This window comes from Kitasatospora sp. NPDC002040 (assembly GCF_040296785.1).
Classification (GTDB): domain Bacteria; phylum Actinomycetota; class Actinomycetes; order Streptomycetales; family Streptomycetaceae; genus Kitasatospora.
This window is the reverse complement of record NZ_JBEOXV010000011.1, coordinates 22,292-43,252: the sequence shown is the minus strand read 5'-3', so window position 1 is coordinate 43,252 and position 20,961 is coordinate 22,292. Positions and strand designations below refer to the sequence as shown.

Here is a 20,961-nt window from a genome sequence, read left to right as displayed (position 1 = left end):
CAGCGGGTCAGTTGGCGAGGAGGATGGTGCCGAGGACGGTGACAGCGAGGGCGACCTCGGAGGCCCACTCGCGCAGGGTGGCCGGGGTAGCGGTGCAAGCCGCGCTGGCACTGAGCAGCGGGGGCAAGACCGCGCGGGCCTGGTGGAGCATCTCGCGGGGGTCGGAGTGCCGGGTCTCGGTGAGGTCGGCGAGCAGCTGGCGGATACCGGTGCTGACCAGGACGGCGTCTTCGGCCAGCCCCGGAACGGTGGCGGCGGTGGTGTCGTCGGTGACGGTGGTGATCAGCCGTGCGCGGGTGAGGTCGGCGAGCTCGGCGGCCAAGGCGGACAGTCGGGTGCGGGCCTCGGCGTGGGCGAGCTGCTCGGCGGCCCGGGCGACCTGCACGACGCTGGCGCGACGGTGCAGCTGACTGCCGAAGCGAGCGTCACCCGCGACCCGCTCGGCCTCGAGCTCAGCGATCTCCCGGCTGCGCCGCAGCTCACTCCAGCGAGTGCGGGTCGCGGGGGCGTCGAGCCAGATGGCGAGGTCGGCGAGCGCGGCGAGCGGGTGGTCGTCGTGGGTGAGGGCGGGCTCGTCGGCGCGCATCCAGGCGGGCAGGGGCATGACGTGTGTCCTCCGTATATAGGCGAGAGAGGTGCGCCGCCGTGCCCACCCCGGATTCCGGGTCGGGCACGGCGGCGCGGTGGTCGGTGAGGTGGTTCAGTCAGCGGCGGAAAAACCAGCTCACGCGGTCGGCACTGCCGTCGGCCTGCTGGACGGCCTGGACGTAGTCGACGACCTCCTGGCCGCGCGCCTCGCGGCCCCGCTCGGTTAGCGCGGCCGCGAGCGTGCCGGTACGGAAGACGGCGGCCGCCTCCAGGTCGCCGCCCGCGATGCGGGCCTTGATGTCGCGGGTGAACTGGTGCTGACCGGCAAGGTCGACGGTGGCGCCGGTGACGGCGGCGCGCAGCTTCTCGAACATCCGCGGCTCCCTCGGTAGCAGTGGGCTGGGGTGCGTCGGGCACCTTCGAACACCGCCGCGCCCTGCCCCGGTGCGGGGTGGGCGCGGTGGCGAACGACAGAGGCCGAGGCGGTCAGGCCAGGGCGGCCAGGCGCCGCAACGCGGCGACCTGCTCCGGGTAGGCGGCCTCGTACAGCACGTGCCGCAGCTCCAAGACCGCGCCGTCGGTGGCCGGCCACTCCAGGAAGGCGTCCACCCGGTACCGGATGGCGTCGGCGTCGACCTCGATCTGCCAGGCGACGTACTCCGCCTGGTCGGCGGCCTCGTAGTCGGCGTGTATCTGCTCCAGCTCGGCCTGGCGGGCGGCGTACGCGTCCTCGTCGAACATCGCGGGGTCCTCTCAGTCGTCGTGGCTGGTGCTACCGCTGCTGGCTGCCGCTCCTCTCGGCCGCGGCCTTCTGGTGCATCTCCCGGGCCCGGCGCAGCAGCTCGTCCATCTGCTGGCCGGTCCACGCGCCGTCCTCGGGGCTGCTCACCGGCCACCGCCGGTCGGGGCCGGGGCGGGCGGGGTCGGCGGCGCGGACGGCGTGGTGGTCGGGATGCCGCCGCCGATGTACGAGCGGCAGATCGCGAAGTCGGAGGTGGTCACGGGGTGCCTCCCTGGCTGATGACCTGCTGACGGGACAACTCAGCGGCGAGGCGGTCAGCAGCGTGCTGCGCCTCGATGCGGGCCTGCTGCTCGTTGATCTGACGTTGGAGCTGGGCTGCGATCTCGGTCGGGGTCACCGGGTCACCCGGCCAGCGGCAGCACTACGGCCGCTGTCGGGGTGTTGAGCTGGCGGGCGATCTGCGCGGTGAGGCGGTCGGTGGTGCGGGTGCGGTTCAGCACGTAGCGGCGCTGGGCTGCGGTCATCCCGCCGAAGACGCCCCACTGGTGGGTCGGCCCGAAGGACAGCTCCGCGGTCAGGCAGGCCGTGCGCTGGGCGAGCGGGCAGGTCGCGCAGATGTCGAGGGCAGCCTGCTCGCCAGGGGTGGTCTCCAGCGCGGTCCGGGACTGCGCGAGCGGGAAGGACAGCTCCGAGTCGATCCCGGCGCACGAACCGACGGTCTCCGTTTGGACGTCGGTGGTGCTGTACGCGCTGGACATCGGCCGGGCGCTGAAGTTGAAGACGGTCATCAGGCCACCTCCATTGTCACGATGTTGCCCTCGCGGTCCCGGCGGGTGCCGTCGGCGCAGCGAACGAGGTGGCGGGCGGCGGCGCAGCGGGTGTTGGAGAACGGCGACCAGGTCGCGATCGCCGCGGTGACGGCCGGAGTGCGCAGGTCGTCGGTGAGGTCGGGCTCCTGGGTCTCCAGCAGCTCGGTGATCTGGCTCTCGGCGCGGCCGCCGCGGGTGCGGTCCAGGACGCGGCTGGTGCTGCTGCCGAGCGGGACGCAGTACTCAGTGTCCTCGACGGCCAGGGCGGCGTACTCGCTGGCTGCCTCGACCAGATCCAGGTCGAAGGACTGCTCGGTGGAGGCGTCCCGGTGCAGGGCGAGGAGGGCGTCGGCGCCGAAGGTGAGGACGGTGTCCCAGTCCTGGGCGCTGATCTCGCCGGTCCAATGGAGCGGCTCGGTGCCGGTGAGCTCGGCGATGTGCTGGACCGCGGCGCGGCGCTGCCGCTCGACACCGTCGGCCTCGGCGATCCACGCGGTGGCGGTGACCCAGGCGGTGGCGGCGGTGTGGGTGATCGTCACGATCGCCTCGGCGAACGCCCGGCCGGTCGTGGTCACGGGGCGACGCGTCGAGGTGATGGAAGACTGGGACATGCGGATCACTCCTCAGTGGCTTGAGGTGCTGGTTCGAGACGGCCCCGGGTGCTGTGCGTGGACAAGACGCACGGCAAAACCCGGGGCCGCGCCTGTTTTAGGCACGACGAGCAGCGCTCCTGAGGTGACTTGCCCCTCAGTCGCAACAACACTGAAGCTACTCGCAGAAAAAATGCGAGTCAAGAAAAACTACGACTCGTAGCAAGCTTACGAGTGTGCGATGCTTAGTGCGACTCAGAAGAGGAGGCACTTATGTCCGGTTTCGGCCTGGTCGTTCGCTTCACCCTGCGAAGCCCGCAGGCAGCAGCGGCGTTCGACGATCTGACGGCGATGACCTTGCAGGGCATTCAGGCGAGCGAGCCTGGAACGCTCGTCTACGCCAGCCATGAGGACCAGGAGAACGCGCTTGTGCGCGTCTTCTACGAGCTCTATCAGGACCGCAACGCCTTCGAGCTGCACGAGGAGCAGCCTCACGTGAAGCACTTCCTGGCAGAGCGCGGGCAGCATCTGGACAGCTTCGAGGTGACCCTCCTCAGTGAGTTGGCCGGCAAGTACACGACCTCGGAGTGAGGCATGTCAGAGACCCCGCAGCGGGCCTTCGGTAAGCGCGTCGCCGATCTGCGCACCGCTCGCGGCCTGACGCAGAGCCAGTTGGCGAACCAGATTGGCCGCACTGCCAGTTGGCTGTCTCAGGTCGAACGTGGTGTCCAGCCCGTGTCACGGCTGGACGTCCTGCAACTACTCGCTGATGGCCTGGGCGTTTCAGTCCAGGCTCTTCGCCCCGACGCACCCTCGCGGCCAGCTGCGCCCCCAACAGTTGACGCAGATCAGGAGCCCAACGACCTTGACGGTGCGCGTCTGCTGATCTCGGGCCATCCTGCACTCGATGTCCTGCTCGATGATTCCGTCGTGCCAACGCGGGGTCTCTCTGACCTCGACGCTGCGGTGGTTGAGATTTGGGAGCTGATGCACGCAGCCCGGTTCAGCCAGCTCAGCCTGCGACTCAGCGAGTTGGTGCCGGAACTGGAAAGGGCATGCCGAACCTTGCCTGTCGCCGAGCAGGCCGAAGCCCAGGTTCTACTGGCCCGGACCTATCAGGCGCTGTCGGCCGCCTTTGTGCGTCAGAACGAAGCTGACGCTGCGTGGGTTGCCGCGGACCGATCCATCCGGGCGGCTGAGCAGTCCGGCCGGCCGCTGGACGTACTGGCTGGCTCCTTTCGCCTTGCACAGGCATTCGTCAGACTGCGTCGACTCGATCAGGCGGAGCACACGGCTCGGACAGCAGTCAACGCAGTCCGTCAACGGGCTGCGGCCGCCACTGCAAGCCCAGAGGAACTATCAGTCGCAGGATCTCTTCACCTGGTCCTTGGCCTCGTGTACGCGCGAGCTGGCGACCGGGCTGCGACCCGGAACGAGATCAACTCCGCCCGAGAAATAGCCGTCCGTCTCGGGGAAGACCGAAACGACTTCAACCTGGAGTTCGGCCCGACCAATGTGGAGATCCAGGCGGTCTCAGCAGCCGTTGATCTCGGCGACGCTGGCGAAGCCCTCGACATCGGTGAGGCCATCGACGCCAGCAATCTCTCGGCGGAACGCCAAGCACGACTGCTCATGGACCTGGGTCGAGCTCACGCTCAACGGCGCCACCCAGGCGAAGCTCTGGAGTGTCTTCTACAAGCCGAACTACTCGCCCCAGAAACGGTGCGCACTCACGTAGCGGCACGCGGCACCATTCGCGAGCTGGTGCTCATCGCGGGCCGAACAGCGTCTCCCGAGCTCCTTGCCCTTGCGGAACGGGCCGACGCTACCGGCTAAGCAGACACACCCCCAGCACCAAGCAGAGCCCAGCCCTCCAGGGGCTGGGCTCTGCTTGGTGCTGGGGGTGCCAACCAAAGTCCAGAAACAGCAAAAGCGGCCCCCAGACGCCAATCTTGGGCCGCTCCGCTGCTACATGAGTCGTCGCCGACGGTACCAGTCGTACCCGGGCTCCGGCGAGAGACACCCGTCTCTCGCCCGCTTGGGCTGCCCCTGAATCCGGCTGGCGACGGCGCCCCCGAGAGGTAGCGCCCTGTTGTCCCGCAGCTCCATCACTCTGTGCATCAGCCGTGTCACTCCGGCCCGATCCGCGCCCACCTACGCCCGCAGCATCCGTCGCGCCGAGACCGCTGCTGACACCTCTGGGGGAACGCATCTGCTCCAGCCCGATTTGGGTGAGCTCTGTCCACAGGCCGCCTGCGGTGGGGTCGGCCTCAAGCCCAGCACACCGCCGCGCGTTGCATCCGATGATCTGACCCCGCTCACTACGCGTCACACGGAGCTCGAAAATCCGGCCCCTATCAGTTGTGAGGCCAATTTCCCTGAACTTCCCAGCCTGGCCTGCCTGGCCGGGCCCGCCCTCAGCAGCCACGACTGGATCGGAGGTGCCCCTGTGAAGAATCTGCCCATCACCGAGTTCGCCGGCCACCTCGCCCTCGCACCCAGCGTCCAGGCCGGGCTGCTCCTGGGCGCCTTCGCCGGATCGGCGGGGTGAAGTAGTGAGCGACAAGCGGACTAAGCAGAGCGGCACTGGCGGGCAACGGATCTCACTGCTGCCGCCAGACAATGGCGGCTGGTACATCAGCGCCAAGCCGGACTGGGTCAACTTGGCCTCGATCCGGGACAGCGCGGTGCGAGCCTGGCACATCATGCGGGACCTGGTGGTGGAGAGCCACGGTCCGGTGCGTTCACTCACGCTGGACGAGCTGTGCAAGATGGTGCCGATGATCACGGCGGACGGGACAGTCAAGCCGTCCAGTCTGGGCCGGATGCGCGACATCTTCCGCGACCTGTCGAGCGTCGGCCTGATCACCGACCCCAAGGGCCAGCCCATCTCGACGTCGTCGAGCGTGAAGGCGGCGTCGCGCCCGCTGTCGATCCGGGTCAACGACTGGCCGGCCACCGGGGTCGAGTACGACGGCTGGCGCAACGCCTACGCCAAGCTCGAAGCGATCCGGGCCGGGCTGCCCTTCGACAAGCCGGTGCGCGAGGAGAGCGACGATGCCCCGGACCGGCCCCGGCCGGCTGCCCGCAAGCCCCGCAAGAAGGCTGAGCCGAAGCCTCCGGCGGCACCCAAGGAGACTGCCGATCCCACCCCCGGGACTGCCGATCCCGGCGTCGCTTCCGGCGGCGGCGGAAGCGGCCTCAAGCCTGGTTGGAAAACCAACCAGGTGGGTGAAGCTGGTTGGATTTCAAACCAGCTTGGTTGGATCTTCAACCCGCCTGGTTGGATTTCCAACCACGATTCGGCTGCTGACCTGCAAGAACGCGACCCCTCTTGTATTCCCTTCTCGTCCATTCCCTTCTCTTCTGCACCGCCCGTCCCCGAGACACCATCGGAGGCACCCGCCCGGGCAGAAGAAGAAGAGAAGATCGACAAGGACGACCACCGCCACGCGGGACAAGCCGCGCCTTCGGCTGCGGCCGTGCCCGCGCAGCGGGAGGAGCCTGCGACCGCTTCGGGCGACGAGGTGTCGCCGGAGGTTCGGCAGGTGGTGACGGCCTGGCTGTCGAGCCGGGACTCGATCGGTGTCGGTCCGCACCGTGGCGCGGACTCCCTGGTGGAGTTCACCGACTCGGTGGTCAAGCTGGTAGCCAAGGGCGAGCCGGTGGAGTGGCTGGTGGCTGTGGCGGCCTGGATGGGCACCGAGAAGCCGTCGTGGTGGCGCCTGGGCGAGGCGATCCACGCACAGTTCGCCGGTGCCCCGGCCCGGCCCGTTGCGCCGCGCAGGCCCGAGTCGGGCAAGTGCCCGCACCACCCGGTGCAGCCGCTGGACTGCCCGTCGTGCCGTCGCGAGGAGATGCGGGCCAGGGGCGTCTCCGGCGCCGGTCTGGACATCGCCGGCGTGCTTGCCGAGTTGGGCATCAGGCGCTGACCTGCGGCACGCGAAGGCGGCCGGGGATCGCACCCCCGGCCGCCGATTCGAATCGCCATCGAACAAGGAGACTCACCGTGGGCGTAGTGCCCCAGGACCCCGCAGTCCCGGACGAGCCGGTCGTCGAGGAGCTGGTCGACCCCGAGCTGGACGACGAGCCGGACGGCTTCGGCCCGGAGCCGGAGTCGGATTTCGACGACTCCCGCCCGCCCGCGCAGGCACCCCGCTGGGGTGACCGCGCTCGCAGCGGTCCCCGCGCCGGGTCCCAGGAGGCCCCGGGCGAGGAGTTCGAGCGGGTGCCGCCGCAGGACCTGGCGGCCGAGCAGTCGGTGCTTGGCGGCATGATGCTGTCGAAGGACGCCATCGGCGACGTGATCGAGCTGCTCAAGCCGCGGGACTACTACCGGCCGGCACACGAGCTGATCCACAGCGCGATCGTCGACCTGTACGCCAAGGGCGAGCCCGCCGACCCGATCACGGTGGCCGCCGAGCTCACCAAGCGCGGCGAACTGGCCCGGGCCGGCGGCCCCGGCTACCTCCATACCCTGGTCAACACGGTGCCGACCGCGGCGAACGCCGAGTACTACGCCCAGATCGTCCACGAGCGCGCCGTGCTGCGCCGCCTGGTGGAGGCCGGCACCCGGATCGCGGGCATGGGCTACGCCGCCGAGGGCGACATCGACGACATCACCCAGGCCGCGCACAGCGTCCTGTTCGACGCGGTCAGCGAGCGGGCCGCCGCCTCCACCGCGCCGATCGGCGATGACATCGAGGGCTTCTACGACGACCTGGACAACACCAAGTCGGGGGAACTGGTGGGCCTGTCCACCGGCTTGGCTGACCTCGACGCCCTGACCACCGGTCTGCTGCCGGGCCAGCTGGTTGTCATCGGCGCGAGGCCGGCCATGGGCAAGTCGACGCTCGCGCTGGACCTTCTGCGGTGCTGCTCGATCCAGCAGGGCCTGCCGGGGGTGATCTTCTCCCTGGAGATGGGCCGCAAGGAAATCGTTCAGCGGACGTTCTCCGCCGAGGCCCGGGTGGCGCTGCACCACATCAAGGGCGGCACCATCACCGACGACGACCTCCACCGTCTGGCCCGGCGCACCCCGGACATCAAGACGGCCCCGCTGGAGATCGACGACAGCCCCGAGCTGACCGCGCTCGAGATCCGCACCCGCTCCCGGCGCCTGGCCCAGAAGTACGGCGGCCTCGGCCTGGTCGTCGTCGACTACATCCAGCTGATGCAGTCCGGCGGCACCAAGCAGTTCGACAACCGGCAGGCCGAGGTGGCGGACATGTCGCGCAACCTCAAGCTGCTCGCGAAGGAGCTGGAGTGCCCGGTCGTGGCGTTGTCCCAGCTCAACCGCGGGCCGGCTCAGCGCACCGAGAAGGTTCCGCAACTGTCCGATCTGCGAGAGTCCGGCGCGATCGAGCAGGACGCCGACATCGTGATCCTGCTACACCGCGACGACGCCTACGAGAAGGAGTCCCCCCGCGCCGGGGAGATCGACCTGCACGTGGCCAAGCATCGAGGGGGACCAACAGCTACGATCACCGCTGCGTTCCAGGGGCACTACAGCCGGATCGTCGATATGACCAAGGACGTCAACTGATCCCACAAGGCCGAGAAGGCCTTTGACGGGCTCTCTGATGACCCAAGCCGTCTTCCCTGCTCCCCGGCATCATCCGGAGTCAAGATCGCCCGTCAGGGGGATATCTAGCGATTCCCTCGGTTGATGACAAGCCGACAACTGCTCAGCGCCAGCTGCAAGACCGGGCCGTGGTGGATCCGAACCCGTGCGCGGAGGGCGCCGCCCGGGCTCGCGTCGCCGGCCGGGCAGCCGGGCGCGAGCGCCTGGAACGGGCAGTCGACCAGGCCAAGGAGCGCCGCGCGGCCCAGGCCGAGCAGGCCGCCGACACTGCAGCGGCCCGGTGGGCGTTGCCGTGCTCGGACTACGGCATGGCGGGGGGCGGCCGGGTTGTGCCCGGTGTGCGAGAGCGGCCGGGCAGCCCGGGCCACGTTTGTGGAGGCCGTGAACGCGGCGCTGGCCGCAACCGCCGACCTGAACGACCCGGCCGACGTGCGGGCCGTCGTGGCGCAGGTGAACGCCGAGCTGAAGGCCGAGGTGCTGGCCGCCCGCCCGGCCGGCGCCACCCGGGCCGAGGTCGCTTCCGATCAGGCCGTGCCCGCCGGCGCGCTGGCGGAGTACCGCGCCGGCGCCTTGTGGCTGCTGGCCCGCTCCCCGCAGGCCGAGGCTGAAGCCGAGACTGTCCGCGCGGCCGAGCAGCGCCGTGCCCACCGCCACCCCACCCAGGCCTCCGCGCAGGAGGGCGCCGAGCGGGTCGCGGACACCGCTCGCCGACGCACCGCCGAGCACCTGCTCCAGCAGCGCCTGCGCACTGTCCAGCAGCTCCGCCAGCACACCCAGCGCCCCGCCACCGCACCGGCCCGAGAGGCAGTGAACACCTGATGGACTCTCAGCCCGCCGCCACCGGGATCGACCTGGCCCGCCTCGCCCTCAACGCCGCCCGCCACAGCGCCCGCGCCCACGGCCACACTCCCGCCAAGCGCCCCGCGCCCACCCGCGGTGACACCGCCCGGCGCGGCCGCGACGCCCGCGAACCCGCGCCCCTTACCGCCGTGTTCACCGCCCTGGTCGCCGCCCACGGCTGGACCCTCGGCACCGCCGGCGGAGGCCTGCGCGAACGCTGGCGCGTGGTCGTCGGCTTCACCGCGGTGGCCCACTGGCACCTGGCCGGCTACGACCCCACCACCCGCCGCCTGCGCGTGATCGCCGACTCTCCAGCCTGGGCCGCCCAACTCCGCCTCCACCAGCGCCAGATCCTCACCGACCTCGACCAGCTCCGACCCGGCACCGTGACCACCATCGACATCCGCACCGGCCCCGCCCCCACCACGCCGCAGGACCAGGAGCCCGACGACCAGATCGCCTGGCACAACCACCAGCCAGCCTCGCCCCCGCCCGTCTACCAAGAGCTGCGCCGCCAGATGCGCGAGGACGCCGCCGCCCGACAGATCGCGACCGAGATGGCCGTCGGGAACTGGCGCGCCGCCTGACCCCGACCACCCAGCCCTGACCCGCCGCTCCGACAGGTACTGCTGCTGACCCCCGCGTACGCGGGGCCGACTCCTCGTCAGTGCGGAGGGAGGTGAGGGCGCGGGACCATCCCCGCGTTCGCGGGGCCGACGTACAGCGTGCGGGTCTTCATCGGGTGCCTCCGGGCCCATCCCCGCGTTCGCGGGGCTGACTCCTGCGACGCCGACCTGGCCGTGAACGCGCAGGGACCATCCCCGCGTCCGCGGGACTGACACTGCAACACGCGATGACCTGGTCTTCTACTCAGGAGCATCCCCGCCTACGCGGGGCCGCCGCCTGCGCAGCGGCGACCAGGACCAGCGCGTCGGGACCATCCCCGCGTCCGCAGGGCCGACTCCTCGTGGGTGACGTTGCCCGAGCGCAGGTGGGGACCATCCCCGCGTACGCGGGGCCGACACGGTGAGTGCCACGATCACGAGCCCGATCGGGGGACCATCCCCGCGTCCGCGGGGCCGACCGCCCGCTCCGAGACCCAGGGCTGCGAGACCCGGGACTATCCCCGCGTCCGCGAGGCCGACTGCTGGGAGTGGATCACCCTGGCGGCCCGAGCGGACAATCCCCGCTTACGCGGGGCCGACTGGGAGACCACCCCGCTTCATGACATCACGTGGGGACCATCCCCGCGTACGCGGGGCCGACCCGCAGCAGCAGCGCGGACGGACGGCGGACGAGGGACCACCCCCGCGTCCGCAGGGCCGACTCCCGCTGGGCCTCCAGCTGCAGCCGGTAGTCGGGACCATCCCCGCGTCTGCGGGGCCGACACCAAGCCCTCGGAGCTCAGCTTCCCCATGGCCGGACCATCCCCGCGTCTGCGGGGCCGACGACGAGAATCGCCGCCACGGTGCCGGACTTCAGGGACCATCCCCGCGTCCGCGGGGCCGACCCTGCTGCTGATCGCCCTGTCCGTCGGGCTCGGGGACCATCCCCGCGTGGAGCGGTTCACCGAGCTGACCGGGTGGGCGGGACCATCCCGCGTCCGCGGGGCCGACACGACGGGGCCGGCCTGGCTGAGGACTCTGCCGGGACCATCCCCGTGTCTGCGGGACCGACCCCTGCTGCAGCAGCTCGTACACCTCGGCGTAGGGACCATCCCCGCGTACGCGGGGCCGACAACCTTGCCGAGGCCGTCAACGGCCTGATCCCGGGACCATTCCCGCGCGTGCGGGGCCGACCGGCGCAATGTGGTGGCGAAGAGCGCGGAGGACGGAGCATCCCCGCGCGTGCGGGGCCGACGGGTGTTGGTGGGGTGGGCCCGGCGGGGGCGGGGGAGCATCCCCGCGCGTGCGGGGCTGACCTCGCGGAGGTCGCAGGGGGTGGGGATGGTGAGGGAGCATCCCCGCGCGTGCGGGGCCGACTGTGCTGCGGAGGAGATCCCTCCGCCGACACCGGGAGCATCCCCGCGCGTGCGGGGCCGACAAAGGGCCCCGTTAGCTGATCCATCTCTTCGGAGGAGCATCCCCGCGCGTGCGGGGCCGACACTTCCTGAACTGCGACGTTGCGGCGGCTTGGTCCCGTGCAGATTCAGTTCGAATCGAGTCGGAGCTGCTCCATCATCCGCCACCCTGGCTACTGCTGTCAGTCTGTCAGGGCCCCCGTGCGTGCGGGGCCGGTCCGCCCGCGATCTGTGAGAGGTGATCGGGCTGCTGGGACCATCCCCGCGAGCGCGGGATTGACCGGTTCGGCAGCCAGCGCGAGAGCGAGAACTGAGGACCATCCCCGCGTCTGTGGGGCCGACATCTGGGCGCTGATCTGCGGGTCGATGTCGTCGGGGAGCATCCCCGCCCGCACGGGGCCGACGCCACGTCGGTGGCGAACCGGGTGCTGATGTCCGGAGCATCCCCGCCTACGCGGGGCCGACTGGTGCAGTGCCGGGGGCAGCGGGGCCTTCACCGGAGCATCCCCGCCTACGCGGGGCCGACCGGAACGGCTGCCCGCGCGGTGAGCGGGTGCGGGGACCATCCCCGCGTCCGCGGGGCCGACTGGGAGACCGGACAGCACAGGGCCCGCCACCGGGGACCATCCCCGCGCATGCGGGGCCGACAGCTCGGTCAAGATCGAGTGCCCCGCGATTCAGGGACCATCCCCGCGCGTGCAGGGCCGACTCGAGCAGCAGGTGGACGCGCTCGAACTGGCCGGGACCATCCCCGCGCATGCGGGGCCGACGGCGCGGAGGCAGGCGAGCTCGGTCAGCTCCGGGGACCATCCCCGCGTATACGGGGCCGACGGTCCACCTCTCGGGCTCGGTGCAGGGGCTCTGGGACCATCCCCGCGCATGCGGGGCCGACACTCTGTGGCTAGCTAGCGATGCTGAGCGTCAGGGACCATCCCCGCGTCCGCGGGGCCGACACCCAGCCGTGGACTAACGCCCAGGTCGCGGCGGGACCATCCCCGCGTCCGCGGGGCCGACGGGCTTCGTCATGCCCTGGAGGCACCCATGCAGGGACCATCCCCGCGTTCGCGGGGCCGACGGTGCCGGCCAGCGGCAGCGCGATGGCGACCAGGGACCATCCCCGCGTCCGCGGGGCCGACCCGCTGGTCCACCTCGGCGGACTCCCGGCATGGGGACCATCCCCGCGTCCGCGGGGCCGACTCGTGGGTCAGGTGCTCGTTCATGGGTGGTCCGGGACCATCCCCGCGTACGCGGGGCCGACAACCTTGCCGAGGCCGTCAACGGCCTGATCCCGGGACCATCCCCGCGCGTGCGGGGCCGACCAGATCTCCGGGTACGAGGAACCCCACACCGTCGGACCATCCCCGCGCATGCGGGGCCGACTCGGCATCTCGTGCGCCACCCTGCAACGCCTGGGGAGCATCCCCGCGCATGCGGGGCCGACCGATCATGCGGAGGGCGGCCCAGGCCTGGTGCGGGAGCATCCCCGCGCATGCGGGGCCGACAGTGCGCGGCCGCGTTGGTCAGCCACCAGCGGGGGACCATCCCCGCGCCTGCGGGGCCGACGGACTGCTGTGTCGCAGGTTGGTGCTGGTGCGGGGAGCATCCCCGCGAGCGCGGGGCCGACGGCTGCTAGCCCAGGAGCTTCTTGGCCAGGTAGGAGCCATCCCCGCGCGTGCGGGGCCGACCTCGGCGTCTACGTTCCTCCGGGCTGGGGGCAGGGAGCATCCCCGCGCGTGCGGGGCCGACTGGCCGGTCTGCGGCTCGTAGTGCGTCTGCACAGGAGCATCCCCGCGCGTGCGGGGCCGACTTCGAGCCGTACCGCCACGCGACCTTGCCGTAGGGACCATCCCCGCGCATGCGGGGCCGACTCGCCGGGAGGAGAGCCGCGGTGGCACGTCGGGGGACCATCCCCGCGCATGCGGGGCCGACCAGGTGTGGACGGCGGATCAGTCCGCACTGACGGGACCATCCCCGCGCATGCGGGGCCGACGGGAGATCTCTCCTCCCCCCTGTCTGCCATGGGGGACCATCCCCGCGTCTGCAGGGCCGACGTCGGGGCTCGAAGGGCTCGGCCGTACGAACCGGGACCATTCCCGCGTACGCGGGGCCGACCCCCTCGGCCGGAGGGAGACCGATCCGACGACGGGAGCATCCCCGCCTACGCGGGGCCGACGATCCCGAGCCAGGGATCATGCCTCAGGGTGCGGGAGCATCCCCGCCTATGCGGGGCCGACGATCGAGTAGAGCGAGCCGGCGTCGTTGAGGAGGGACCATCCCCGAGTACGCGGGGCCGACGGGATGGGAGCTGTGCAGAGCGTCCGCCGCTGGGGACCATCCCGCGTCTGCGGGGCCGACGACCTGGTGCTGGTCTGCGTGGCCGGTCTCGGGGAAGCATCCCCGCCTATGCGGGGCCGACGACCCGATGCTGTTGCTGATCCTGTACCAGTCGGGAGCATCCCCGCTTACGCGGGGCCGACCCGGCGTAGCCGACCGGCTGGGCCGCCGAGCTGGGACCAACCCCGCGTGCGCGGGGCCGACGCTGGCCTGGGTCGGCCTGAGCCACGGGGGAGCATCCCCGCGTCTGCGGGGCCGACCGCGCGGTGTCCTTGCCGCGGAGCTGGAACGCGGAACCATCCCCGCGTCCGCGGGGCCGACCATGCAACCCCCTTCGGGATCGGCCGGTTAACGGGACCATCCCCGCGTCCGCGGGGCCGACGACCGCTATACCCACGCGCCGGAAGCCACCGCGGGACCATCCCCGCGTCCGCGGGGCCGACCCCAAGCCCGACCCGCAGCACGTCAACCGCTCGGGACCATCCCCGCGTCCGCGGGGCCGACGCGGCCAGCGCCAGGATGACCAGGCCGATCGGGGGACCATCCCCGCTTACAGGTCGGGGGTGCGGGCCTTGAGGCGGCGGCACGGACCATCCCCGCGCGTGCGGGGCCGACTACAGAACTCCGTCATACGTGAATGATCCGTCAGGAGCATCCCCGCGCGTGCGGGGCCGACTTCACGGTGCCGGTGGACTCGCTGTACGCGGCGGGAGCACCCCCGCGCGTGCGGGGCCGACACTTCCTGAACTGCGACGTTTCAGCGGCTTAGTCCCGTACAGATTCAGTTCGAATCTAGCCGGAGCCGCTCCATCATCCGCCACCCTGACCGTTGCTGTCAGCCTGTCAGGCCTTCGCAAAGTCGGAGCCGGCTCAGACCATCCCCGCGAGCGCGGGACCGACCGCTTGGCCAGCGCCTCGGCCAGACGGATCGTGGGACCATCCCCGCGCGTGCGGGGCAGGCGAGGGTCAGCGGTACCAGGTGCGGATAGCGGTGGCGGTTTCGCGGATGTCGGCTTGGCTGTCGCGGATGCGCGAGGCGAGCTCGACTGCCTGTTTGGGCTCCGCAGTGACGATCACGCCTGCGGCACTCAGATAGGACGCGGCGACGACAGAAGCGAACTGCTCGTTCGCGAACTCGAGCGCCGGCACCCTGACCAGCTGGTGCATGAGGGCGGCCGCCCGCTGATTGACCGCACCGTAAACCGGCACATCCATGACCTCATCGACATGCCGCGCCACCGCGGCCGCCAGCGTCCCGTAGTCCGTGACATCCGGATCTGCCGGCAAGAACTGGTGGGCGATGTCCAGCAACCAGCCTCGGTCCACACGCAACATCATGCCGCGTCCGCCGTCCCGGACCGGCCCGGCCGACCCGCCGCCGGGTACGGGCCGAACTCCTCCTCAAACGCCGGCCCCCAAGCCTGCGAAAAGTGCGCAGCAGCCGTCAGGAAACGCTCCCGCCGCTCATCGGCCTCCTCCACCAGCACCTTGCGGGCATAGTCCGTCAGACTCATCCCCGCAGCCTCCGCCCGCTGCTCGAGGACCTCATGAGCGGTGTCATCCAAGCGCACATTCAACTGCTTCATACCCCAAAAGTAGCGCACCGTAGCAGGTGCTACAAGAACATCAACCAGACACCACTCGGGCCCCGCACCCAAGACCAGCCCCGTGCGCACACGGCCGACGATCAGGCGATCAAAAGTGGCCAGGCATACGCCGAACCAACGCCACGCATGCAAAGCCCGATGGGTCCTCAACCCAGAACTACAGAGCAAACGGGGCTCATCGCACGCGAGCGGGACCGATACGACTGCCGCATAGCGCCCAGCAGGGCCTGGGACCATCCCCGCGAGCGCGGGGCGGACGATCACCCCAGGGAACGACGAAAGCCCCGCCGGGGAGCATCCCCGACCGTGCGGGGCCGACTCGACCGGCGCCGCGATCAGCTGCTCGCGGGAGGGAGCATCCCCGCGCGTGCGGGGCCGACCAACGCCCCTCCTTCCGCTGCTTCGCCTTCGTGGGAGCATCCCCGCGCGTGCGGGGCCGACAGCGTGGTGGGGCTGCCGTCGACCCCTGCGACGGGAGCATCCCCGCGCGTGCGGGGCCGACGATCGTGCAGGCCGTCCTGGCATCTCGCCCGCAGGAGCATCCCCGCGCGTGCGGGGCCGACGATCGTGCAGGCCGTCCTGGCATCTCGCCCGCAGGAGCATCCCCGCGCGTGCGGGGCCGACAGGCGGGCGTGCCGTCCGGCGGTGCGGATGGCGGGAGCATCCCCGCGCGTGCGGGGCCGACTTGTTGAGGAGACCGCCCTCGAAGCGGGTCCCGGGAGCATCCCCGCGCGTGCGGGGCCGACGATGAAGCGGACGCGCCGCCGCACCGCCACAAGGGAGCATCCCCGCGCGTGCGGGGCCGACTCTATCCCCGAGGTCTACGCTCCGGCCGAATCGGGAGCATCCCCGCGCGTGCGGGGCCGACACTTCCTGAACTGCGACGTTTCAGCGGCTTAGTCCCGTACAGATTCAGTTCGAATCTAGCCGGAGCCGCTCCATCATCCGCCACCCTGACCGTTGCTGTCAGCCTGTCAGGGCCCTCGCAAAGTCGGAGCCGACTTCGGGTCACTGGTCGGGTTCGGGGACCATCCCCGCGTCCGCGGGGCCGACATGACGGGGCCGGCGTCGATCTCGTGGATGGCGGGAGCATCCCCGCCTATGCGGGGCCGACTACGGCCCGGCCTCCGCCGCGATCGCTCGGGAGGGACCATCCCCGCGTATGCGGGGCCGACATGGCTGCGGACGCGCGGTCGCGGGCAACCAGGGGAGCATCCCCGCGCATGCGGGGCCGACGGTAGGTGGTCCTGGCCCCGCGGTCCTCGAGCTGGAGCATCCCCGCGCATGCGGGGCCGACAGGGACGCGGGCGACGATGCCCGGGACGGACGGGGAGCATCCCCGCGCATGCGGGGCCGACACTTCCTGACCTGCTACGTTACGGCGGCTTGGTCCCGTGCAGATTCAGTTCGAATCGAGTCGGAGCTGCTCCATCATCCGCCACCCTGGCTACTGCTGTCAGTCTGTCAGGGCCCCCGCGCGTGCGGGGCCGGTCCGCCCGCGATCTGTGAGAGGTGATCGGGCTGCTGGGACCATCCCCGCAAGCGTGGGGCCGACGATTCAATTCAGGTCGAGGCGAGGCACCCCATCATCTGCTACCTCAGCCACCGTTCCCCGCCCAGACGGTCAAGCTGGCTCTGCCCTAGCGGCCCAGATACAGACCTACACGCCAGGCAGACGAGCGACCTGGTCGCGGTCACGCCCTCTGGAGTGCTCAGACAGGGCAGCGATTTCGGCCAAGTTCGCGTAGGACAAACCGGAACACGGTGAGACAGCGTGGGACCCACGCGGACACCCACGGACAACCACGAACGCCCACGGACGCTGGCTGCCATGGCCGAAGCCGGCCGGGCCAGGAGACAGCCGCTGTTTCACCTGGGCTGCAGTGCGCCACACTCCCCGTATGACGAGCTTTCAGGCAAGGAAGGCAGTCGGTGACGCCCATGAACAACGCGTCGCCCGGGAACTCGACCACCGAGGCTGGTCCGTCAGCGCTTGGGGCCAAGGCGTCATGGGGGAACCTATCCGCCTCGCACTGCACGGCACCAAAAGCTCCTTGCGCTGGACCCCTGACCTCATCGCCGCTCGGGGCCGGCAGATCGTCCTCATCGACTGCAAAAGCCGCATGACGAGCCGAAGGTCTCAGCGCCACGCCATCGAGAGCGCGGCCGTCGACGCCCACCTCCAGCTCGTCGCATGGACGCGATTGCCGCTGTACTACGTCTTCGACGAGCTCGAGCTCCTCAGCCCGCACGACGCAATCGGCCTGGGCCACACCGGGCCGCGGACTACCGCAGGATCCGGCTCCCCTATCTCCTCGTCCCCATGGCCAGGTCGCTCAACTTTGACGAAGTCTTCGGCCACCCCGACAAACTCGCGCCAGCCGCCTGACACGACCACAGCTCAGACCCCTAGCCAGACCCGCGCTCAAGAACCGGGAGCTGAAGGGGGTAAGCCGCAGGCGTGCGGGGCCGACCGGACAGGCGCTGGGGGAGACCGTGTCGGGACCATCCCCCGCGAACGCGGGACTGACTGGCCGGTGGGCGGCGAGGATTGCGGGTCGGCGGGAGCATCCCCGCATGCGCGAGGCCGACGGCCGGGCCGACGCCGGAGTACACCACTGGCCTGGGAGCATCCCCGCGCGTGCGGGGCCGACATCGGCGCCGTCGAACTGGAGCTCCTACACCGGGGAGCATCCCCGCGCGTGCGGGGCCGACGAGCGCTGCGGCCTGGGTGAGGAGAGTGTCGAGGGAGCATCCCCGCGCGTGCGGGGCCGACACTTCCTGAACTGCGACGTTTCAGCGGCTTAGTCCCGTACAGATTCAGTTCGAATCTAGCCGGAGCCCCTCCATCATCCGCCACCCTGGCCGTTGCTGTCAGCCTGTCAGGGCCCTCGCAAAGTCGGAGCCGACTTCGGGTCACCGGTCGGGTTCGGGGACCACTCCCGCATGCGCGGGGCCGACGGGTAGAGGTGGCGAAACTCGCTGCTCCACTGCGAACCATCCCCGCATGCGTGCGGGGCCGACGCTCGGGCTCTCGGCGTCGAGCCCTGGCGCCTGGGACCATCCCCGCGCGTGCGGGGCCGACGACGACCCGTTCCTGAACGTCGGCGCGGGCCTGGGAGCATCCCCGCGCGTGCGGGGCCGACTCGACGCGTCCGGGTCCCGGCAGGCCAGCATCGGAACCATCCCCGCGTGTGCGGGGCCAACACTTCCTAACCTGCAACGTTCCAGCGGCGCGAGCCCATACGAATTCAGCTTGCTCGGGTGCAGCGTCCTATCATCCTTCTCACCAAGCCAGACTCGGGCCGGCCGATGAGGGTGGCGCTGACCCGGACGGGACGATCCCCGCGAACGCGGGACCGACCGGGGTCGGGCGCGGCAGGTGCCAGCGTGGTGGGGACTATCCCCGCGCAAGCGGGGTCGACTTGTCCAGGAGCGGAACCACGGCTTCGGTGACTGCGCCCGGCTATCCCCACGCGTGAGAGGTACACCTCCTGTACTCGCGGGCGGCCGATGCCAGCGAGCATCCCGCGCATGCGGGCTGACTCCTGGAGGCCACAGCACATGCCGGCGCCGTGGGGACCATCCCTGCGTACGCGGGGTCGACAGCACCGCGGTGACCCGACGGCGACGAGCACGGGAACCATCCCCGCGCGTGCGGGGCCGACTACTACCGCGAGTCTGAGGACCGGCTCGCCGAGGGAGCATCCCCGCGTGCGCGGGACCGACTTGGGCCCGGGGTCCAGGACGACCGGGATGCAGGGACCATCCCCGCGCGTGCGGGGCCGACCGGGGCGAGTCCAGCAGCCCCGCCTCTTCCATGGGAGCATCCCCGCGCGTGCGGGGCCGACTCACCTCATCAGCAACCACCGGGCCGACCCATAAGCCAGCGGCTCACCCTGCCTCAGGCGGAGCCCACAGGGCCGACCACCGCCACGAGGCGCCACCGGCGGGCAGGGTCAGCCCTGCGAGCGCGGGGCCGACGTCCTGCTTGTCCTGGGCGACCCGGACACAACGGGACCATCCCCGCGAGCGAAAGGCCCGACAGAACGAACCCGTGCAGGTTGTGCCCGAGCTCGGGAGCATCCCCGCGCGTGCGTGGCCGGCATCACGAAGTGGTAGCCGATGCCGCTCCACCCAGAACCATCCCTGCGGCTGCGGGGCCGATGGCGTGCCGCCCTGCGAGAGGAACACGAAGTCGGGACAATCCCCGCATGCGCGGGGCCAACACCCTGTACCCGCTGTACAACATCGAAACGGAGGGGCCATCCCCGCAATCGCCGGGTCTACGGCGCAGCCGCCATCGGATCGGCTCGAGTTCAACCTTCCAGAGCCCCTGACCAGGTGTGTCAGATGTCTACTGGGGCGGGCTGGCCTTGTAGGTGTGGATGCGGTGCCACTCGTAGTACGGCTCGCGCTCTGGGTTCCACCAGGTGACGGTCCTGCCAGCCAGGTGCTGCTGGATGTGGTCGCTGACGCCGGGCATGGCGGCGGCCAGCGGGCTGACCTGGAGGGCGCCACCATCACCGACGGTGATGTAGCCGTGCTCGTAGAGTCCGTCGCAGCCGAATGTGCAGGCGAGCATGGCGACGTTGTTGAAGTCGAGCTTCTCCTCGTCTGTGCACATCCCCCGCTTCTTTATGTGAGCGGCGATCAGGAACGTCCGGGGCAGCGTCCGCCCGCAGAGGGCGCAATCCCCGGTTGCACCGGGCAGGAGGTGGCGTTTGAGGGCTGTCTGTTCGCCGCGGTAGGCGCGGAGGGCCTGGCGTTCCAGCTGGCCGTCGAACGCGAGGACCGCGGCCTGGTCAGCCTCCTCGTCCGTCGGCGGGGTGGCGGTGGTGCCGGGTTCGATGGTCAGGAACGTCTGGAGGGTTTCGCCGTCGTCGTCGGTGAGGACGGAGATGCCCATGATGTTGCGGTTGGGGTTCCAGCCGAGGAGCTGGCGGACTTCCTCGACGGGGATGTCGAAGCCCCGGGTGTCGGTGAGGGCGTACATGTACTCCCAGGTGCTGCCGTTGTGGTCGGTGGTCCACAGGCGCTCGGCCATGGCCTTGTTCCGCCACATGAGGGCGATGGTGCCGCCGAAGTAGAGGCGCTTGTCGCCGCTGAAGAACACGAAGTCCCCGGGCGCCATCTTCTTGACCTTGGAGACGTTCACCTCCTTCTTACCGGGGACGATGCCCCACATCTGCGCGGACCCGCCGGGGAAGAGCTGCTTGAGCCGGGCCAGCACGTCGGGGTCGAGCAGGTCGGCGTGGTCGTCGAAGACGACGGGGGAGGCGATGGTGTCCAGGTAGTGCTGGTTGACGTCCTTCTCGGACCGTCGGGCCGGCTGCATCACGATGCGCATCGGTGTGGTCATCCCCCCAGCTGGGTGTACTTGTCGGCACGGCCCCGGGCGAGGTAAACCGGATACTTCGCACCGTTGACGGCGATCTTCTCCGCCAGGGCCTGCTCCAGGTCGACGTCCAGGACGTCCGCAAGGCGCAGCAGGTAGGCGAAGACGTCGGCGAGTTCCTCACGGACCCGGGGCGCCTGGGCCTGGTCCGCCATGATGCCCGCGGACTGCTCCGGGGTGAGCCACTGGAAGATCTCCATCAGTTCACCGCTCTCGCCGGCCAGGGCCATGGCGAGGTTCTTGGGTGTGTGGAACTGCTGCCAGTCACGTTCGGCCGCGAACTCGGCCAGCTCCTGCTGGAGGCCCCTGATCGTCATGGTGCCAACACCTACCAGCCACGACTGACAATGCGCCAATTACCACGGCAGGATGGATTGGTGGTGGCCAGGGTCGGCTCGTTTGCTCACGTAGCCACGGTAACGAAGCCAGCAACGGATCGGCCGCTGCTG

16 protein-coding genes and 1 CRISPR repeat array are annotated in these 20,961 nt (G+C 70.6%); of the genes, 6 read left to right on the top strand and 10 right to left on the bottom strand.

The genetic code is table 11. The annotated features are described in order from the left end of the window. Window positions 1–7 precede the first annotated feature (7 nt). The 6 genes from ABT118_RS22630 to ABT118_RS22605 all read right to left on the bottom strand — a co-directional run bounded on the left by ABT118_RS22630 (window position 8) and on the right by ABT118_RS22605 (window position 2,750). Window positions 8–604, bottom strand: coding sequence for a hypothetical protein (locus tag ABT118_RS22630; protein ID WP_350671856.1), 597 nt, complete (start codon window positions 602–604; stop codon window positions 8–10). Between the two features lie 100 nt (window positions 605–704). Continuing rightward, window positions 705–962 (bottom strand): hypothetical protein, encoded by a 258-nt coding sequence (locus ABT118_RS22625; protein ID WP_350671855.1) that lies wholly within the window; start codon window positions 960–962, stop codon window positions 705–707. Between the two features lie 112 nt (window positions 963–1,074). Continuing rightward, the gene (locus ABT118_RS22620) at window positions 1,075–1,329 is read right to left on the bottom strand and encodes a hypothetical protein (protein ID WP_350671854.1); all 255 of its coding nucleotides are present in this window, start codon (window positions 1,327–1,329) and stop codon (window positions 1,075–1,077) included. 257 nt (window positions 1,330–1,586) lie between these two features. Beyond that, window positions 1,587–1,727, bottom strand: a complete 141-nt coding sequence (locus tag ABT118_RS22615; RefSeq protein ID WP_350671852.1) for a hypothetical protein — start codon at window positions 1,725–1,727, stop codon at window positions 1,587–1,589. A 4-nt stretch (window positions 1,728–1,731) separates the two neighbouring features. After that, window positions 1,732–2,118, bottom strand: a complete 387-nt coding sequence (locus tag ABT118_RS22610; RefSeq protein WP_350671850.1) for a WhiB family transcriptional regulator — start codon at window positions 2,116–2,118, stop codon at window positions 1,732–1,734. Next, a complete protein-coding gene (locus ABT118_RS22605; protein ID WP_350671848.1) occupies window positions 2,118–2,750 on the bottom strand; it encodes a hypothetical protein in 633 nt (210 codons plus the stop codon). The genes ABT118_RS22610 and ABT118_RS22605 overlap by 1 nt, the downstream gene beginning before the upstream one ends. Before the next feature lie 252 nt (window positions 2,751–3,002). On the opposite strand from ABT118_RS22605, the gene ABT118_RS22600 reads away from it, so the two are divergent. The 6 genes from ABT118_RS22600 (at window position 3,003) to ABT118_RS22575 (ending at window position 9,740) form a co-directional block, all read left to right on the top strand. Then, a complete protein-coding gene (locus ABT118_RS22600) occupies window positions 3,003–3,320 on the top strand; it encodes a putative quinol monooxygenase (RefSeq protein WP_350671846.1) in 318 nt (105 codons plus the stop codon). 3 nt (window positions 3,321–3,323) lie between these two features. Then, window positions 3,324–4,565 carry a helix-turn-helix domain-containing protein gene (locus ABT118_RS22595; RefSeq protein WP_350671844.1) on the top strand — a complete coding sequence of 414 codons (1,242 nt, stop codon included), beginning with the start codon at window positions 3,324–3,326 and terminating at the stop codon, window positions 4,563–4,565. 719 nt (window positions 4,566–5,284) lie between these two features. Next, a complete protein-coding gene (locus ABT118_RS22590; protein WP_350671841.1) occupies window positions 5,285–6,661 on the top strand; it encodes a hypothetical protein in 1,377 nt (458 codons plus the stop codon). A 131-nt stretch (window positions 6,662–6,792) separates the two neighbouring features. Then, window positions 6,793–8,274: a replicative DNA helicase gene (gene dnaB, locus ABT118_RS22585; protein WP_502884643.1), complete on the top strand. Its 1,482-nt coding sequence runs from the start codon at window positions 6,793–6,795 to the stop codon at window positions 8,272–8,274. A 420-nt stretch (window positions 8,275–8,694) separates the two neighbouring features. Then, entirely contained in the window at window positions 8,695–9,132 is a 438-nt protein-coding gene (locus tag ABT118_RS22580; protein WP_350671838.1) for a hypothetical protein, read from the top strand. Further along, window positions 9,132–9,740, top strand: coding sequence for a DciA family protein (locus ABT118_RS22575; RefSeq protein WP_350671835.1), 609 nt, complete (start codon window positions 9,132–9,134; stop codon window positions 9,738–9,740). Before ABT118_RS22580 ends, ABT118_RS22575 begins: the two co-directional genes overlap by 1 nt. Window positions 9,741–14,473: 4,733 nt before the next feature. On the opposite strand, the gene ABT118_RS22570 is transcribed toward ABT118_RS22575, so the two are convergent. The 4 genes from ABT118_RS22570 to ABT118_RS22555 form a co-directional block, all read right to left on the bottom strand. Beyond that, a complete protein-coding gene (locus ABT118_RS22570; RefSeq protein WP_350671833.1) occupies window positions 14,474–14,818 on the bottom strand; it encodes a fic family toxin-antitoxin system, toxin component in 345 nt (114 codons plus the stop codon). Window positions 14,819–14,841: 23 nt separating this feature from the next. Beyond that, window positions 14,842–15,093, bottom strand: a complete 252-nt coding sequence (locus ABT118_RS22565) for a plasmid mobilization protein (RefSeq protein WP_350671831.1) — start codon at window positions 15,091–15,093, stop codon at window positions 14,842–14,844. A gap of 249 nt (window positions 15,094–15,342) precedes the next feature. Further along, a CRISPR array of direct repeats spans window positions 15,343–15,982; the repeat unit is 29 nt; unit sequence GGGAGCATCCCCGCGCGTGCGGGGCCGAC. A gap of 3,489 nt (window positions 15,983–19,471) precedes the next feature. Beyond that, window positions 19,472–20,464 carry a hypothetical protein gene (locus tag ABT118_RS22560; RefSeq protein WP_350671829.1) on the bottom strand — a complete coding sequence of 331 codons (993 nt, stop codon included), beginning with the start codon at window positions 20,462–20,464 and terminating at the stop codon, window positions 19,472–19,474. Between the two features lie 8 nt (window positions 20,465–20,472). Then, window positions 20,473–20,829 carry a nucleotide pyrophosphohydrolase gene (locus ABT118_RS22555; protein WP_350671827.1) on the bottom strand — a complete coding sequence of 119 codons (357 nt, stop codon included), beginning with the start codon at window positions 20,827–20,829 and terminating at the stop codon, window positions 20,473–20,475. Window positions 20,830–20,961 lie beyond the last annotated feature (132 nt).

Excerpts from the sequence above, each read along its gene's own strand:
- ABT118_RS22605 (WP_350671848.1), bottom strand. The coding sequence starts at position 2,750 with ATGTCCCAGTCTTCCATCACCTCGACGCGTCGCCCCGTGACCACGACC.
- ABT118_RS22620 (WP_350671854.1), bottom strand. The coding sequence starts at position 1,329 with ATGTTCGACGAGGACGCGTACGCCGCCCGCCAGGCCGAGCTGGAGCAG.
- ABT118_RS22560 (WP_350671829.1), bottom strand. The coding sequence starts at position 20,464 with ATGCGCATCGTGATGCAGCCGGCCCGACGGTCCGAGAAGGACGTCAAC.
- ABT118_RS22565 (WP_350671831.1), bottom strand. The coding sequence starts at position 15,093 with ATGAAGCAGTTGAATGTGCGCTTGGATGACACCGCTCATGAGGTCCTC.
- ABT118_RS22630 (WP_350671856.1), bottom strand. The coding sequence starts at position 604 with ATGCCCCTGCCCGCCTGGATGCGCGCCGACGAGCCCGCCCTCACCCAC.
- ABT118_RS22555 (WP_350671827.1), bottom strand. The coding sequence starts at position 20,829 with ATGACGATCAGGGGCCTCCAGCAGGAGCTGGCCGAGTTCGCGGCCGAA.
- ABT118_RS22575 (WP_350671835.1), top strand. The coding sequence starts at position 9,132 with ATGGACTCTCAGCCCGCCGCCACCGGGATCGACCTGGCCCGCCTCGCC.
- ABT118_RS22625 (WP_350671855.1), bottom strand. The coding sequence starts at position 962 with ATGTTCGAGAAGCTGCGCGCCGCCGTCACCGGCGCCACCGTCGACCTT.
- ABT118_RS22595 (WP_350671844.1), top strand. The coding sequence starts at position 3,324 with ATGTCAGAGACCCCGCAGCGGGCCTTCGGTAAGCGCGTCGCCGATCTG.
- ABT118_RS22600 (WP_350671846.1), top strand. The coding sequence starts at position 3,003 with ATGTCCGGTTTCGGCCTGGTCGTTCGCTTCACCCTGCGAAGCCCGCAG.
- ABT118_RS22610 (WP_350671850.1), bottom strand. The coding sequence starts at position 2,118 with ATGACCGTCTTCAACTTCAGCGCCCGGCCGATGTCCAGCGCGTACAGC.